The following is a 15778-nucleotide window of genomic DNA, read 5'->3' as shown; positions in this document are numbered from 1 at the left end:
CAAAACGGCGCCCGCACCGCGTGGGACACGCGGACACGGGCGCCGTCGTACGGGGCAGGTCGCATCCCCGCCGGGGCCGGGGCCTGGCCGGAGCGGTCAGGCCGTCACCGGCGTCTGGTCGGCCGCCGTCCTGCCCCGCGCCGCAGAACGCTTGGTGAACAGCCGGTCCAGGCCGAACGCGCCGGAGCCGGTGAAGATCAGCAGGAACATGGCCCAGCAGTACATGGCGGCGCCTTCGCCCTGGTTCTCGATGGGCCACAGCGCCTGCGGCTGGTGGACCTTGAAGTACGCGTACGCCATAGCGCCGGAGGAGATGAACGCCGCGGCGCGGGTGCCGAGGCCGAGCAGGACCAGGCTGCCGCCGACGAGTTCGATCACGGCGGCGTACCAGCCGGGCCAGGTGCCCGCTTCCGGGGTCTGGCCGCCGAAGGTGCTGAAGAGCGAGTTGGCGCCGTGGCAGGCGAAGAGCAGGCCGACGACGATGCGGAACAGGCCGATGGCATAAGGCTGGGCGCTGTTCAGGCGTCCGGTCATGTGGGGGACTCCCTCGGTCTGGATGGTGTGCCGGTCACTGTGAAGGAACGGCGCGGGGACGGATACTGATCGGTAGCCCCACGTTAGGTAGCCCTAATCGACACTTGCAAGTTCAACATTCGGCCAGCGCTTCGCCTCGGAATCCCCGTCAGCCCCGGAAACAACCACGTGTAGCACCGCCCGTGCCACCGCATCCGCGTCCGAAAGAGTGACCGAATCCACACCCGGCCGTGCTCCCGCCGCCGTCACCCAGTGCACACCCTCCGTGGGCACCCCGAACGCGAACCTCCTGGCGTGTGCCCGGCCCTGACGGTCGATCAGACGGTACGGTCGCTGTGTTACGTCCAGCCCGCCGGTTTCGTAACCGTCGACGGTGTGCGGGCGGCACTGCCCGGTCTTCAGCAGCCGGGCCAGCAGGTCGTCGGCGCTGCGGCGCAGGTCGGGTTCCGGCAGCCGCGCCTCGATCAATGCCGTCACCCGGACCGCCGAACCCCGCACCTCCGGAGAGTGCGCCGCCCAGGCCCCCGCCTCCTCCCGCACCTCCAGCCGGGGCCCGAGCACCTCCACCACACCCGCCTCCATCAGTGCCACCAGCTCCTCCACGCGCCGCCGGGGCGGGCCGATGGACAGGAAGGCGTTGAGCGGGGTGTACCAGCGGTCCAGGTGGTCCCGGCGGGAGGCGCCGGCGATGCCGCCGTGGTCGACGATCAGCCGCAGTTCGTTGCGCAGGTCGCGCAGCACGTCGAGGGCCGACTTCAGCGGGCCGTCCACATTGCCCCGGGCGGCCTGCGCGGCGTCCTCCCGCAGATACGCCAGCAGCCACTCGCGCCACTGCCCGGGATCCGCGAAGTCCCGTCCCGTATACGGCCGCGAGACCCGGTCCCAGCTCCAGCGCTCGCTCTCCGGGACGCCGAACTCGTCGAGCAGGAGCGTCTCTTGAGGGTCCCGGTGGGGGACGGCGAGAAAGCGCTCGGTGAACTCGGCCCGCCGAGCCCCCGCCCCAGGCCCGGCCGCCGGTATCAGCGCTGTGTAGTACACCGTCTCCACCTCCTTCGCCACCAGCGGCCATATCTCCATGAGGAAGTCCGGCGCCTCCCCCGAGTCGGCCCGCTTGCGGAAACCGGCGATCACCTCGGGCGTCAGGACGAGCGGGAGATGGCGGCCGTACGGCCCCTTCGCGTTGTCACCGCGCGCCTGGTACGGGATGCCGCGGCGCGAACCGGCGTGCAGGCGTGGCTCGTTGCCGGACGGGACGTAGCGGAGTTCCTCGCCGGTGCGTACGAAGCGGCCGCCGCGGCCCGTCGTCAACAGGGCCATGTGGTCGAAGAAGTTGAGGCCCAGGCCGCGCAGCAGCACCGGTTCGCCGGGGGACACGGCGGTGAGGTCGACGTCGGCCGGGTTCGCTGGCGGCACGTATCGCAGACCGTTGCGCGCGGCGTACGCGGCGAGGCCGCGCTGTGTCGTGTCGGCGGCCGTCGGCAGATGCCCCTGGGCCAGGACCACGGCGGACAGGCCGGGCAGGGTGCGGCCGTCGTCGAGGGTGAGGACCTGGTGGCCGTCGGGCGCGTCGTCGAGCCGTACCGCACGGGCCGCGTGCGTCTCGACCCGTACCGCGGGCGGCGCCTCGCGCACGACCTTCGCGAACACCCACTCCAGGTAGCGGCCGTAGTGGGCGCGGGTCGGATACTCGTCCGGGCCGAGCGCGCCCGCCGCCCAGTCGTACAGGCTGGGGCCCGGCCGGATCGGGCCCGAGCAGTCCACGCTGTCGTCGGTGAACAGCGTGACCTGCGAGGACACCGTGTTCATCAGCAGCTCGGGCGACTGCGCGGTCCGCCACACGCGTCCGGGACCGGGCGGTGCCGGGTCGATCACATGGACCGTGAGGCGCGCCCCGGGCGGGAGGAGTTCGCCGGCGGAGGCGCAGAGGCGTTCCAGGACGCTGGTGCCTCGGGGGCCCGCGCCGACCAGGGCGACGGAGACCGTGGGGGACTCCGAGGGCGGTACGGAGGTCGGTGCAGTCAAAGGGGTGACTCCCGGGCGTGGGGGGCGCGGCGGAGCGAACCGCCGGTCGGAAGCGGACGGTCCGGCTCATCATGCCGTCGGGAGCGGGGTGAGCCGACCCCGGGGGTCGGTGAGTGTGGGATGCATCACGAGCATCACATGCCACGGGGGTGACAAGCGGGCAAGCAGGCGGAACAGGCTGATTACGGGGCGAGTTCGGACTCCATGACCGTTCGCAGCCGCGCCTGCGCACCCGTCTTCGCCCCTCGCGCCGCCCGCGCCTGCTCCAGCCGCAGCCGCGCCGAACGCCCGCGCAGGGTCAGCGTCATGAGCTGGTTGCCGAACCACGGCCCGCCCGTCCTGCGCCAGTCGATGGGCGGGCGCGGACAGCCCCCGTGCCCCGCGATCCGCCGCCCGAGCACCCGGGCGAACGCGCTCCACCCGAAGCGGAAGCCGAGCCGGATCGCCAGAGGGACGGCGTTGTGGACGGGGGAGCAGGTCAGCTGGAAGACCCCGGCGTCGGGCCCCTCGCCCCGCGGCCAGCTCGGCTCGGCCACGTACGCGTGATGCACGTCCCCCGACAGCACGCACACCGTCGCCGGCGCTCCCGCCCCCGACCCGGCCTCGGCGATCAGCGCCGCCAGCGCGTCGAAGGACGCCGGGAACGCCGCCCAGTGCTCCAGATCCGCCCGCCGCCGCAGACGCTCCCCGAACTGCGCCCAGCGCTCCCCGCGCTCGCCCCGGCACAGGGCGGCGTTCCACGCCTCGGCGTCGTGCACCAGGTGCGGCAGCAGCCACGGCAGGGACGTACCGATGAGGAGGTGGTCGTACGAACCACGCGCGTCGAGCACCTGCTCGCGCAGCCACCGCGCCTCACCCGGATCGAGCATGGAGCGCGCGTCCTCGTCGAGCACCCGGGCCGCCCGTGTGTCCACCATCAGCAGGCGTACGCGGCCGAAGTCGCGCCGGTAGCTCCAGCGCACGGAGGCGGGTTCGGCGTCGGCGCGGCAGGCGAAGTCGCGCACCAGGTCGGTGCCGTCGGGGACTTGGCGTACGGCGGCGTAGAGCGGGTCGGCGGCCAGCTCGTCCGGCGACAGATTGCCGAGGTGCTGGTGCACCCAGTACGACATCAGCCCGCTCAGCAGCCGTTCCCGCCACCAGGAGGTGGCCCGCATGTCGGCGAGCCAGGCGGCGGAGGTGTTCCAGTCGTCGATGACGTCGTGGTCGTCGAAGATCATGCAGCTGGGCACGGTGGACAGCAGCCAGCGCACCTCGGGATCGAGCCACGACTCGTAGTACAGCCGGGTGTACTCCTCATAGTCCGCGACCTCGCTGCCCGGCGGGTCGCTCAGATCACGCCGGGCGGCCAGCCAGCGCCGGGTCGCCGGGGAGGTCTCGTCGGCGTACACCTGGTCGCCCAGCAGCACCAGCACATCCGGCCGCTCACCCTCCGGGTCGGCCGCGATCCGGGCGGCCAGGGTGTCCAGGGCGTCCGGGCCGACCGTGTCCTTCTCGTCGGCCGGCGGCGCGGCCCAGCGGCAGGAGCCGAAGGCGAGACGGACGGGGTCGCCGTCGGCCGGGGTGCGGATGACGGAGGGCGGGAACTTCCGAGAGGAACCCGAGGACCCGGCGTCGTGAAGCGGCCACACGCGCGTGCCGTCGAGGAAGACCTCGTACGGCGTCGTCGTCCCCGGAGCGAGACCGGTCACCGGCACCAGGGCGTAGTGGTGCCCGGCGATCTGGAAGGTACGGGCCTCGCCGCCGGAACCGTCCGCTCCGCGTACCTCGGCGGTGCACGGACGGCTCGCCTCGACCCAGACGGTCGCGGACGAGCCGTCGGCGTACCTCAGCAGTGGTCCCAGGCGCAGTTCGGCCACGTCATCGCCCCTCTCCGTCGCCCCGTACGGTACGGAACGACGGAGGTGAGCGGGGAGGTTCCGCAGATCACGGTTTGCCGAACTCCGTCAGCGGTCCCTCGGTGCGGAGGGTCAGCAGCTCGCGAGGTGGTTCGTGAGGGCGGACTTCTCCGCCGAGTCGACCGAGAGGTCGTAGTAGTACTTCACCTGCACCCAGGCGCGGACGTACGTGCACCGGTATGCGGTCCGCGACGGCATCCAGGTGGCCGGGTCCTGGTCGCCCTTGGCCTGGTTGACGTTGTCGGTGACGGCGATCAGCTGCGGCCGGGTCAGGTCGTTGGCGAAGGCCTGGCGGCGGGAGGTGGTCCAGCTGTCGGCGCCGGAGTCCCAGGCCTCGGCCAGCGGGACGAGGTGGTCGATGTCGACGTCGGAGGCGGCGGTCCAGGTGGCGCCGTCGTACGGGGAGTACCAGCTGCCGCTGGTGGCTGCGCAGGAGGAGTCCTGGACGACGTTCGTGCCGTCGCGCTTGAGGACGACCTCGCGGGTGTTGCAGGCGCCGGACTGAGTGATCCAGTGCGGGAAGAGGTCGCGGCTGTAGCCGGTGCGGTCCTCGGTGGCCACGGTGAGCTGGGCGAGGTAGCTGCGGGCGGTGGCGCCGCTGACGGGGGTGGGGAGCGCGGCGGAGGCGGTCGGGGCGTTGAAAAGCGCGACGGAGGCTATGAGGCCGCTGAGGGCCGCGAGTATGCTGACCCGTCGACGCGCGTAGAACTTCGACATGCGAACTCCCTTGGGAGGCGGGGGTGTTGGCGTGCGAGCGAGGGAATGCTCGCGGCGCCGTGTTGCGGGGAGGTGTGCGTTGGGTTAGAAGCTAATGACGCGTGCATGACACGACAAGGTTTACGGCGAAACGATCACGTACCATGGGGGACGCAGAAGGGGAGTAGCTCTTCGCCGGACCGTCGACATACTGCTCAGCTCGTCTGAGCCGGCGCCCGGAGGCGGACCTCGTTTCGTGAGGTCGGCCAGCGAGACCTTCGGCAAGCAGTGCACGCCCGTGCCGTACGGCAGGGGTGCCGAGTGTGCTGCCGTGCCGAGGTGTCTTTGCAGGATGTACAGCACTCTCGGTGGGGCAGCCCCGACCGATTGAGGAACCTTGATCAGCTTCACCGTGACGGCGGTCGTCTTCGGCGTCGTCTTCCTCGCCGAACTGCCCGACAAGACCGCGCTCGCCGGGCTCGTCCTCGGCACGCGCTATCGCGCCTCCTACGTCTTCGCCGGTGTCGCCGCCGCGTTCGCCCTGCATGTCGCGCTGGCCGTGGCGGCCGGCAGCGTGCTGACGCTGCTGCCGCAGCAGATCGTGCAGGCGCTCACCGGTGTGCTCTTCCTGGGCGGTGCCGCCGTTCTCCTGATGAAGAAGGACGAGGACGAGGAGGAGATCCGCAAGCCGGAGAACCAGTCCTTCTGGAAGGTGTCCGGGGCCGGGTTCATGCTCATCCTCGTCGCCGAGTTCGGGGATCTGACGCAGATCATGACGGCGAATCTCGCGGCGCGGTACGACGATCCGCTGTCGGTCGGCATCGGTGCGGTGCTGGCGCTGTGGTCCGTGGCGGCGATCGGGATCCTCGGGGGGAAGGCGCTGATGCGGCGGGTGCCGCTGCGGTTGATCACCAAGGTGGCGGCGCTGGTGATGCTGGCGCTCGGGGTGTGGAGCCTGTGGGAGGCGGTTGCCGGGTGAGTCGGGGGCGGGGGTGTGGTGAGTGGCGTGGCGTGGTGACCCGGTGATCCGGTGATCCGGCTGAACTGTCGGTGAACGGTTTCTGTAGGTGGTGGCGCGATCGGGGATCAGTTTTGTACCGTGGAGGAACAAAGTGGCTCCCGCCCGTTTTCCCTGACCGGCGGGCGGGACCACCTTGTCCCTCCGGGGGTCATTCGTGTGCCCCCGTGCCCCTCGCCTTGGAGCTGCCGATGCCGGCCACCACCGTGCCTTCCGTGCCCACCGTGCTCACCGCCCGCGCCCTCCTGCTCGACATGGACGGCACGCTCGTCAACTCGGACGCCGTAGTGGAACGGATCTGGCGTCGCTGGGCCGAGCAGCACGGGCTGGACGGCGACGAGGTGATGAAGGTCGTGCACGGACGCCAGGGGTACGCCTCGATGGCCCTGTTGCTGCCCGACCGGCCGATGGAGCAGAACCACGCCGACAACGCCCGCATGCTCGCCGAGGAGACGGCGGATGTGGAGGGCGTGGTGCCGATTCCGGGGGCGCCGGAGTTGCTGGCCTCGCTGCGGGGGTTGCCGCATGCGCTGGTGACGTCGGCGGATGCGGCGCTCGCGGCGGCGCGGATGGCTGCCGCCGGGCTGGAGCTGCCTGATGTGCGGGTCACCGCGGAGTCCGTGGGGGCCAGCAAGCCGGATCCGGAGGGTTTCCTGAAGGGGGCCGCGGAACTGGGCGTCGAGCCGGCTGATTGCGTCGTCTTCGAGGATTCGGCCGCCGGGATCGAGGCGGGGCGCTCCGCGGGGATGCGGGTGGTGGGCGTCGGGCCGCGGGCGGGTTTCCATGCGCCGGACGTGTGTGTGGCGGATTTGCGGCAGGTACGGGTTGAGGTTGCGGCGGGTGGGGAGATCCGGGTGATCGTCGCCTGAGAGCTCGGGGCGGTCGGGTTGATGGCGAAGTCGAACCCCCGAGCTCCTGGGCGAACCGCGTCACGGCTCCGTCGTTTCCGACTCCAGCCTCTCCCTCGTCGCCAGGTCATACACCCCGTACTCCTCCGGCTGAATCCCCCGCGCCCACTGATACCTGCTGACCGCGTCCTCGACCCCCTCGTTGTAGGTGCCCCTGGCCTCCCGCGTGTAGAGGCCGAGCTGGGTCAGGCGGAGTTCGAGTTCGGTGACCTCGGGGCCGCGGTCGCCGCGGCGGAGGGTCGGGGGCGCGGGCTGCAGGGCCGCGGCGGAGTCGTCCTGGGGAGCCGTGGCTTCGGCGGACGAGGATGAGGGCGGCGCCGTCGGCTCCGCCGAGCGTGACGGCGTGGGGGACGCGCTGGAGGCGGAGGGGGAGGATGACGGCGACGTGCTCGGCGTGGGGGACGCCGGCGCGGCGGCCGGTGCCGATCGCGTCGGCGCCCCGGTCGGTGACGGCTCCTCCGAGGCTTCGCTGGTCGACGGTGCCGGAACGCTCGGCCGTACGTCGTTCGGGAGGGCCGTCTCCCGCGACGGTGCTTCGTAAGTGAACAGGCCACTGGCCAGACCCGCCGCCGCGAGCACGGCCACGAGCGCCCCGCCCACACCGAGCAGGACCGTACGGCGGTGCCGGCCCGCCCGGCGCGGGGCGTCTTCGCTGTCCTCCCCGCCGTAGTCCTCCCCGCCGTAGTCGGCCTCGTCGTGGTCGGCCTCGTCGTGGTCGGCCTCGTCGTGGTGGGCCGTGCCCGGCTCGAAGAGGCTCAGGTCCTCTGCGTTCGGTGTCGTCGCCGGTGGTGACAGAGGGGTGGGGAATGTCGGGGCCGTCGGTTCGGTGGCGGACGGTGCGGCGGGTGGGGCCGTCGTCGGCACCGCTCGCAGCGGCATCGTTTCGCCCTCGCGGCCGTCGCCGCCCTCCAGTTCCACGTATGGCCGTATCCGCAGCGGATCGAAGTCCTCCGCCGCGGCCGCCTCCGCCGTACGGGCATCTCTCAGGGCTTCGGACACGCGCGCGCCGCAGCCGCACGACGGGGTGTTGTCGACCGCTCTCGGTGCCCCGCACTCCGGGCACCGGCGACCGTGCGGGTGCCCCGGGTCGTCCGGACCCATCGCTCCCTCTGTTCCCCTCGGCTCGCTCACGCGTTCGCCCCTCCCCTCGCGAACTCCCCACATTACGCAGACGTTCCTCACGCGGTCTCCGCAAGCCCCCGGAATAACCGATTCCAAAGGGACTCGACAGGCCATAACCGCGTAAAGCGATCACGATGGGAGGTGCAGGGAGGTGTAACGACTGCCTCGGGAGGTCTTCATGGGCGGCGATGCGCACGGTATGACGGGAAATGTGCGTGACGCGCAGCCCCCGAAGCGGGGAGTCGAGACGCACGAGAACGTGCCCGGCGACGTCCTCGTCTCCATCGGCGCGCTGCTTCTCGGCATGCTGCTCGCCGCCCTCGATCAGACCATCGTCTCGACCGCGCTGCCGACCATCGTCAGCGACCTCGGCGGCCTGGAGCATCTGTCGTGGGTCGTGACCGCGTACCTGCTGGCGTCGACCGCCGCGACTCCCCTGTGGGGCAAGCTCGGTGACCAGTACGGGCGCAAGCGGCTCTTCCAGATCGCGATCGTGATCTTTCTCATCGGGTCCGCGCTGTGCGGCATGGCGCAGAACATGGCGCAGCTCATCGCCTTCCGGGCCGTTCAGGGACTCGGCGGCGGCGGGCTCATGGTGCTGTCCATGGCGATCGTCGGCGACATCGTCCCGCCGCGTGAACGGGGGCGGTACCAAGGGCTGTTCGGTGCCGTGTTCGGGGCGAGCAGTGTGCTCGGGCCGCTGCTCGGCGGGGTGTTCACGGAGCATCTGAGCTGGCGGTGGGTGTTCTACGTCAACCTTCCCGTCGGGGTCGTCGCGCTCGCCGTCATCGCTACCGTCCTGCGGATTCCGCGCAAGTCGACGCGGCATGTCATCGACTACCTCGGTACGTTCCTCATCGCGTCCGTCGCCACCTGTCTGGTGCTGGTCGCGTCCCTCGGCGGGACCACGTGGGGCTGGGGGTCGGCGCAGATCGTCGGGCTGGCCGTTCTCGGAGTGGTGCTCGCCGTCGCGTTCGTCGCCGTGGAGCGGCGGGCTGCCGAACCCGTGCTGCCGCTCAAGCTGTTCCGGGTGCGGACGTTCACGCTGTCGGCGGTCATCAGCTTCGTCGTCGGGTTCGCCATGTTCGGCGCGATGACCTATCTGCCGACGTTTCTCCAGGTCGTGCAGGGCGTCAGCCCGACCATGTCCGGTGTGCACATGCTGCCGATGGTCCTCGGCATGCTGCTGTCGTCCACCGGGTCCGGGCAGATCGTCAGCCACACCGGGCGCTGGAAGGTGTTCCCGATCGCCGGGACCGGGGTCACGACGCTGGGTCTGCTGCTGCTTCACCAGCTGGACAGGGACAGCTCGACTTGGGAGATGAGCCTGTTCTTCTTCGTGTTCGGGCTGGGGCTCGGGCTGGTCATGCAGGTGCTCGTGCTGATCGTGCAGAACGCCGTCTCGTACGAGGATCTCGGCGTCGCCACCTCCGGGGCGACCTTCTTCCGGTCCATCGGGGCCTCGTTCGGTGTCGCCGTCTTCGGCACGGTCTTCGCGGGGCGGCTCGACGACAAGCTCGTGGACGCGTTCCGGGGGGTGCAACTGCCGCCCGGTGTCTCGCTGGAGGGGCTGGAAGCGGATCCTCGGGGCATCGCCGAACTGCCGGAGGCGTTGCGGCCGGGGGCGCTGGAGGCGTACGCGTCCGCCATCACCGACGTGTTCCTGTACGCCGCTCCTGTCGCGCTGCTCGGGTTCGTGCTGGCCTGGTTCCTGCGGGAGGACAAGCTGCGGGGGTCCGTGACCGCGCCCGATGTCACCGAGACGCTGGCCAGCAATCCCGTCGAGCGGTCGTCGTACGACGAGGTGTGCCGGGCGTTGTCGGTGCTCGGGACGCGGGAGGGGCGGCGGGAGGTGTACCGGACGATCACCGCGCGGGCCGGGTACGACCTGCTGCCGGCGGCGAGTTGGCTGCTGCTGCGGATCAAGAAGTACGGCTGGGTGGAGCCGGCGCTGCTCGCCGAGCGCACCGCTGTGCCGCTGCCGGTCATCCTCGACGCCGCCCGGCAGGTCGAGGGGCGGCGGCTGGCCGTGCGCGAGGGGCTCGACCTTGTGCTCACCGCGGAGGGGCGGGAGGTTGCCGGGCGGTTGGCGCGGGTGCGGGAGGAGTCGTTGGCGGAGTTGCTGGGGGACTGGTGGGGGCCGGATCGGCCTACCGATCTGATTCAGCTGGTGAAGGAGCTGAACGAGGAGTTGTGCGGGTCGGACCGGGAACAGCCGCGTGCCTCCGGCGGCTGAGCCGGGTGCCTCCGGCGGTTGGGCCGGGGGCGTGCGGTTGTCCGTGCGGGGTCGGTGGGGGTGCGCGTTGATGCCTGCGGCGGCCTGTGCCGCTGAGTGGGGGTTCGCGTAGCGCCTGCGGTCGGTGGGTGGGTCGGTGCCGTGCCGGGGGGGGGTGTCCGTCCTCGGACCGGCGGCTGGACTTAGGCCAGGAGGGGCTGCGTGTTGACGCCGGCCACTGCGGGCGGACACCCCCCGACACGTCCCCTTCCCGCCGTACGCGACTGCGGGCCCGTGGGAGTGCGCGCCACCGCCTTTCGGCCGCAGCAGCCTGCGTTGCTGCGCGCCGCCACGCTGATTCAGCCGCAGGTCCGCGCCAGCCTGGGCGCAGCGGCACCCCGTCAGCGCCGGGCTGCGCGACCCACCCCAGCCCAGCCCCAACGCCGGGCAACCGTGCAATCCGCCCAGCCACAACGCCGTCGCGTCAGTGCAGGGCCTTGCTGAACCAGTGGTCGGCGTAGGGGTCGTCGTTGTGTGGGGCCGTTTCCTCGTAGCCGAGGTGGGTGTACAGGGCGCGGGCCTCGACCAGGTCGTGGCGGGTGTCCAGGATCAGGCGGGTGGCGCCCCATGCGCGTGCCGTGTTCTCGGCCGCCCGTACGAGCACCGCGCCGCCGCCCTTGCCGCGCATCTCCTCGTACACGAACACCCGCTTGAGCTCGGCGGTTTGCGCGTCCAGCAGTCGCACTCCGGCGCAGCCGGCCGGCTCGCGCGCGTACCGGGCCACCAGCAACGTGCCTTTCGGCGGCCGGAGTTCGTCCCACGTGGTGGCGGCGATCTCGCGTTCCAGTTCGGCCGGGTCGGTACGGCGCCCCTCGTGGAGGAGGTAGAAGCGGTCGCTGACCTCCGTGTAGTACGCCCGCCAGAGCGCGGCGGCGACGGGGGAGTCGGGGGGGTCCGGGGCGACGGTCCAGGTCATGGGCGTCATTGTGGGGGAGTGGATCAGTGGGCCCGCAAGCGAATATGGGTGGCTCCGGGTGCGTCCAGGGCCTGTGTCTTGCGCCATTCGACCTGCTTGTCCCCGACGTTGTCGAACAGGCGCCGCCCGCCCGCGCCGGTCAGGACGACGGGGACGATGTGGAGCAGGAGTTCGTCCAGCCATCCGGCGCGGATGAACTGCTGCACCAGATCCGCCCCGCCGGCCAGGGAGACGTCCTTGTCCCCTGCCGTGTCCCGGGCCACTCCTTCTCGCACTTGCCTGATCCCGGGTCCCTCACCTTGCGGCGGCCGTTTGAGGGGGGTCTTCCGGGCAACCCGGCACACATGTCCACAAGTGTGATCGTTCTGATCGTGATCGCGGCGGTCGTCGTCGTGCTCGGCGCGGCCGTCCTGGCCCTGCGCGCTCGGGGTACGCAGGGCAGCCGGGGTCTGAAGCGGCGCTTCGGGCCCGAGTACGAGCGAGCCGTGGCCCGGCACGACGGGGACGCCAAGGCCGCCGAGAGGGAGCTCGCCCAGCGGGTGGAGCGGCACGGCGGGCTGCGCGAGCGGCCGCTGGAGCCGGTCGAGCTCGAGCGGTTCGAGGCCCGTTGGACGGCGGCCCAGGAGCATTTCGTCGACTCGCCGAAGCAGGCCGTCGACGAGGCGGACCGGCTGCTCGCGGAGCTGGCGCAGGCACGGGGTTTCCCGGACGGTGCGCAGTACGAGGAGCAGCTGTCCGCCCTGTCCGTGCACCACGCGGACCATGTGCACGGCTACCGGCACGTCCACCGCGTCGCCCATGCGCACGTGGGCGGCGGACAGGAAGGCGGCGGGCCGGGTACGGAGGAGATGCGTGAGGCGATGATCGAGGCCCGGGCCCTGTTCGAGGATCTGACGGCCCCCGTCGGGCGTCACCACGGGGCTTCCCGGGAGCCTCACGAGTCCCGCAGGGACGGCGACGGGCGGGCGGCCGCCCGCACCGACGGCCACCGCGGCCATCTGCCCTGGACGTTCACAGGGCGTCACGCGAAGGGGAGTTGAGTGACATGACGGACGCGACGACCGGCAGGGGAATCGATCCCCAGGAGCCGGCGAGGAGCGGGCCCATAGTCGCGCCGACCGGCGGGACGGAGCGTGGTGGCACGGAGTCGCGCGAGTCGCGCGTCACCACGCCGGGCGGGATCGACACGGAGCGCGGGCGCGTGGCCACTCCGCTCTTCCCGCACGACGAGTCCGACAAGTTCGAGCTGCAACTGCAGCACGCGGTCTCCGGGTTCGTCGACGGCCCTCGGGCCGCCGTCGAGGAGGCCGACCACGTCCTGGAGGAGCTCACCGGCCGCCTGACCGAGGCGGTGGCGCAGCGCCGCCGTACCCTGCGCGGGTCCTGGCAGTCCATGGACGTCGCCGAGGACAAGCCCGGCTCGTCCACCGACACCGAGCAGCTTCGTCTCGCGTTGCGCGACTACCGTGAGCTGGCGGAGCGGCTCCTACACATCTGACGCATCCGACACATCTGCCTCGTCCGCCGCTCGGCGCCCCTCCTGGCGCTGCCGCCACTCCCGTACGACCTCTTCGACGTCGTACGGCTTGCGGCCCAGGGGCGGGCCGGGCGGCGGCTTCAGCAGCATGTCGCGGATCTTGACGTTCACGTCCGTGATGATCTTCCGGACGATGCGCTCCGTCGGCGCCGCGTAGGCCGCCGTCAGCGCGTCCTCCGCCTCCTTGCGCAGAGCCAGGCCCGGGGGCAGGACCGACAGGCCCTCGCGGGCCATTTTGCGTTTCACCCACCACAGTTCGTCGTACGGGGATTCAAGGTCCGGCGGTAGTGGTTTGCCCGCTCCGGGCAGCCGGTCGAATTCGCCGCGCGACTGCGCGTCGTGGATCTGCTTGTCGACCCAGGACTCGAACGGGACGCCGGGGGGCTTTCGCTCGGTCATGAGTTCATTGTGCCGGACGCGGTGGTGCCGGGCGATTTATCATGCGGGCGCGGTGGCCAAACGGCCGCCGTACAAGGACGTTTCAGGAGGAGCGCACGTGCTCGAACTCACCATGGCCGCCGTGTCCGCGGCGGACGAGGGTGCCACGGCCGGCATGCTCATGGCCGATGCGCCCAGCGAGCCGGGCGCCGTGCTGCGGGTGGGCCGGGACAAGTCGGTGTGCCGGCTGGCGACGCCGGACGACTGGCTGTTCGTGTCGCGGGTCCACCTGGAGTTCCTGTGCGGTCCGGACGGCGGCTGGCAGGTGACCTGGCTGCGCGGCTCGCAGGCGGATCCGTCCTCCGAGGTACGGCTGACCGTGGGGGAGTACGCCCAGCCGATCGCGTACGGCGGGACGGTGCCGCTGCCCAGGGGCGGCAGCGGCGAGATCGTCGTCCAGGACCGGACCGCGCCCCGCAGCGTCAACGTCGGCTTCTATCACGAGGCTTGAGCCGAGGAGAGCCCTGAGCGGCCAGGGGCTCACAGCACGCGGGCCAGGGCGAAGCCGTCGTAGCCCTTCGTGCCCACCGTCTGGATCGCCGTGCCGTTCAACCTCGGGTGGCTGCCGATCAGTTCGATCGCGGCGCGGCTGCCCTGGATGTCCGGCGCGGTGCTGTCCGCGTCGGCGACCCGGCCGCCGCGCACCACGTTGTCCACGACGATCAGGCTGCCGGTGCTCGTCAGCCTGAGGGCCCAGTCGATGTAGTGCGGGTTGTTGGCCTTGTCGGCGTCGATGAAGACCAGGTCGAAGGGGGCGGGGTTCTCGTCGGCCAGCTTGGGCAGTGACTCCAGGGCCGCGCCGACCCGCACCTCGACGATCTTGTCCAGCCCGGCGCGCGCGATGTTGCGGGTGGCGACCTCGGCGTGCTTGGGGTTGTACTCCAGTGAGATCAGCCGGCCGTCGGCGGGCAGGGCGCGGGCCAGCCAGATGGTGCTGTAGCCGGCGAGCGTTCCGATCTCCAGGATGTTCCGGGCGCCCTGGATCTCGGCGAGGAGCTGGAGGAACTTGCCCTGGGGTGCGGTGACGTTGATCATCGGCAGTTCCGCCGCCTCGCTGTCACGCAGGGCCGCCTGGAGGGCGTCGTCCTCGGGGGAGAGGTGCGCGGAGAAGTACTCGTCGACGTCGTCCCACCGCTGCGACTCGCTCATCGCCTTGCCTTTCGTATGCGTGTCCCGTCCGGGATTCCAGCATGCCCGGATTCAGGCGACCGGCGCAGGTGGCTGCGCCGGGGGCGGCGGCATTTCCGGCCGCCGGGAGCGTCGTACGGCGCACGCGGCCGCCGTCACCACGGCCAGGGTGAGCCCGCCGGCCACCGTCAGCAGCCACGCCGGGACGCCGGCCACCGTGCGCAGCCGGTCCTCGTGGATCACCTGCTGGAAGGTGTCGTCGACCGGTGCCCGGCGCAGCACGTGGTCGCCGGAGATGTGTTCGGGGTGCGGGAACTCCTGGCCGATCGCGGTCAGGAACGGAGTGCCGGACGCCAGCTCGGCCAGCGGGCCGGAAATCCCGGTCACCCGTCCGGCGTAGGTGACCCGGGGGCGTTCGCCGCCGATCCGGGAGCTCGGTTCCATGCGGTGCGCGGCCAGGACGTACAGGCCCAGGGACTGCGGGGTCTCGGCGAGGCGCGACAGGCGCATCGGGTAGACCGGCTCGTCCGCCCGGAAGGTGAGGTGCAGCGGGTCCAGCGTGCCGGTCAGCTGCTCACCGGCGCTCTGCGCGGCCAGCTTGACGGCGACGTACTCCCAGCGTTTCTGCACATACGGCCGAAGCGTCCCGGTCAGCCGGGGCGGCAGGGCGAAGCCGTTGCGGTCCAGCCAGCCGTCGAGGGCGCCGGGGTCGGTGGCCGTCAGCCGGGCCACGTCGAAGGGGCCGAGGCGCTGCCGGCCGACGACGCTCACGGGAGGGCCGCCGCGGGCCCAGGGCGGGCGGGGGCGGCCGGCGGTGCCGTCACCGGTCACCAGGGGCCAGTCGCCGTCCTGGGGCCAGAAGTGCCGGCGTTCGCGGTGCACGGGCGCGGTGACGTCGTGCAGCTCGTCGAAGAGCTGGGGGTCGCCGAGCCGGACCGTCGCCCGCCCCGGCACCGGCATGATCCACGCGACCCGCTCGGCGTCCCCGCCGACGGTCAGCCGCATCACGACCTGCTCGCGCGCCCCGTCCCACCGCACGACGGACTCCTCACGCCCGACGGTCACGCGCCGCGCGTCGCCGGGCACCATGGCCCCGCAGCCGCACGCCCACGCGGGCGCCACGAACTGGCCGAGCTGGAGGGCGAGCAACGCCAGACCGAGGGTGAGGACGCGGCCGTGAGGCCGACGCCGGCCCCGTGCCCGCAGTAATTCCGCCATTGCGCGCAGCGCCTCCATTCCCGCAAGCCTCTCCACGGTCGTGACGTCCGGCTCCGTCGCGTCGTCGGTTG

At 71.7% G+C, this 15778-nt stretch carries 16 protein-coding genes; 6 read left to right on the top strand and 10 right to left on the bottom strand.

The genetic code is table 11. The features are described from left to right. Positions 1–96 precede the first annotated feature (96 nt). From ACQEV2_RS12635 to ACQEV2_RS12620, 4 genes are all read right to left on the bottom strand, one after another. The gene (locus tag ACQEV2_RS12635; RefSeq protein WP_433039447.1) at positions 97–534 is read right to left on the bottom strand and encodes a DoxX family protein; all 438 of its coding nucleotides are present in this window, start codon (positions 532–534) and stop codon (positions 97–99) included. Positions 535–627: 93 nt separating this feature from the next. After that, entirely contained in the window at positions 628–2556 is a 1929-nt protein-coding gene (locus tag ACQEV2_RS12630; RefSeq protein ID WP_433039445.1) for an FAD/NAD(P)-binding protein, read from the bottom strand. Between the two features lie 182 nt (positions 2557–2738). Beyond that, on the bottom strand, positions 2739–4412 hold the full coding sequence (locus ACQEV2_RS12625) for an alkaline phosphatase D family protein (RefSeq protein WP_433039444.1): 1674 nt from the start codon (positions 4410–4412) through the stop codon (positions 2739–2741). A 111-nt stretch (positions 4413–4523) separates the two neighbouring features. Continuing rightward, a complete protein-coding gene (locus ACQEV2_RS12620) occupies positions 4524–5168 on the bottom strand; it encodes an HNH endonuclease family protein (protein ID WP_433039443.1) in 645 nt (214 codons plus the stop codon). A gap of 376 nt (positions 5169–5544) precedes the next feature. Between ACQEV2_RS12620 and ACQEV2_RS12615 the strand changes: the two genes are divergently transcribed. Continuing rightward, positions 5545–6126, top strand: a complete 582-nt coding sequence (locus tag ACQEV2_RS12615; RefSeq protein WP_433039442.1) for a TMEM165/GDT1 family protein — start codon at positions 5545–5547, stop codon at positions 6124–6126. A gap of 230 nt (positions 6127–6356) precedes the next feature. After that, positions 6357–7034 carry an HAD-IA family hydrolase gene (locus tag ACQEV2_RS12610; RefSeq protein WP_433039441.1) on the top strand — a complete coding sequence of 226 codons (678 nt, stop codon included), beginning with the start codon at positions 6357–6359 and terminating at the stop codon, positions 7032–7034. 60 nt (positions 7035–7094) lie between these two features. Here the strand turns inward: ACQEV2_RS12610 and ACQEV2_RS12605 are convergent, their stop codons facing one another. Further along, positions 7095–8072: a peptidoglycan-binding domain-containing protein gene (locus ACQEV2_RS12605; protein WP_433039440.1), complete on the bottom strand. Its 978-nt coding sequence runs from the start codon at positions 8070–8072 to the stop codon at positions 7095–7097. Between the two features lie 301 nt (positions 8073–8373). Between ACQEV2_RS12605 and ACQEV2_RS12600 the strand changes: the two genes are divergently transcribed. After that, positions 8374–10431, top strand: coding sequence for an MDR family MFS transporter (locus ACQEV2_RS12600; protein WP_433039439.1), 2058 nt, complete (start codon positions 8374–8376; stop codon positions 10429–10431). 463 nt (positions 10432–10894) lie between these two features. On the opposite strand, the gene ACQEV2_RS12595 is transcribed toward ACQEV2_RS12600, so the two are convergent. Both ACQEV2_RS12595 and ACQEV2_RS12590 read right to left on the bottom strand, forming a co-directional pair. After that, positions 10895–11386, bottom strand: coding sequence for a GNAT family N-acetyltransferase (locus tag ACQEV2_RS12595; RefSeq protein WP_433039438.1), 492 nt, complete (start codon positions 11384–11386; stop codon positions 10895–10897). A gap of 23 nt (positions 11387–11409) precedes the next feature. Beyond that, the gene (locus ACQEV2_RS12590; protein WP_433039437.1) at positions 11410–11661 is read right to left on the bottom strand and encodes a dihydrofolate reductase family protein; all 252 of its coding nucleotides are present in this window, start codon (positions 11659–11661) and stop codon (positions 11410–11412) included. Positions 11662–11730: 69 nt separating this feature from the next. Here ACQEV2_RS12590 and ACQEV2_RS12585 point away from each other — a divergent pair, with 69 nt between their 5' ends. Both ACQEV2_RS12585 and ACQEV2_RS12580 read left to right on the top strand, forming a co-directional pair. Further along, positions 11731–12426, top strand: a complete 696-nt coding sequence (locus ACQEV2_RS12585) for a hypothetical protein (RefSeq protein WP_433039436.1) — start codon at positions 11731–11733, stop codon at positions 12424–12426. 5 nt (positions 12427–12431) lie between these two features. Next, entirely contained in the window at positions 12432–12884 is a 453-nt protein-coding gene (locus ACQEV2_RS12580; RefSeq protein WP_433039435.1) for a hypothetical protein, read from the top strand. Here the strand turns inward: ACQEV2_RS12580 and ACQEV2_RS12575 are convergent. Then, positions 12873–13322 (bottom strand): DUF1992 domain-containing protein, encoded by a 450-nt coding sequence (locus tag ACQEV2_RS12575; RefSeq protein WP_433039434.1) that lies wholly within the window; start codon positions 13320–13322, stop codon positions 12873–12875. The genes ACQEV2_RS12580 and ACQEV2_RS12575 overlap by 12 nt on opposite strands. Positions 13323–13419: 97 nt before the next feature. On the opposite strand from ACQEV2_RS12575, the gene ACQEV2_RS12570 reads away from it, so the two are divergent. Continuing rightward, positions 13420–13812, top strand: a complete 393-nt coding sequence (locus ACQEV2_RS12570; RefSeq protein ID WP_433039433.1) for a hypothetical protein — start codon at positions 13420–13422, stop codon at positions 13810–13812. Positions 13813–13841: 29 nt separating this feature from the next. Here the strand turns inward: ACQEV2_RS12570 and ACQEV2_RS12565 are convergent, their stop codons facing one another. Together ACQEV2_RS12565 and ACQEV2_RS12560 are read right to left on the bottom strand one after the other, a co-directional pair. After that, complete coding sequence (locus tag ACQEV2_RS12565) at positions 13842–14510, bottom strand: O-methyltransferase (protein WP_433039432.1); 669 nt, start codon at positions 14508–14510, stop codon at positions 13842–13844. Positions 14511–14561: 51 nt separating this feature from the next. Continuing rightward, complete coding sequence (locus tag ACQEV2_RS12560; protein WP_433039431.1) at positions 14562–15707, bottom strand: DUF2330 domain-containing protein; 1146 nt, start codon at positions 15705–15707, stop codon at positions 14562–14564. Between the last annotated feature and the right edge of the window lie 71 nt (positions 15708–15778).

Origin of the sequence: Streptomyces sp. CA-251387 (assembly GCF_050936625.1) — a bacterium.
Taxonomy (GTDB): domain Bacteria; phylum Actinomycetota; class Actinomycetes; order Streptomycetales; family Streptomycetaceae; genus Streptomyces.
The sequence above is the reverse complement of the archived record's forward strand: the minus strand, read 5'-3'. Positions and strand labels throughout refer to the sequence as shown.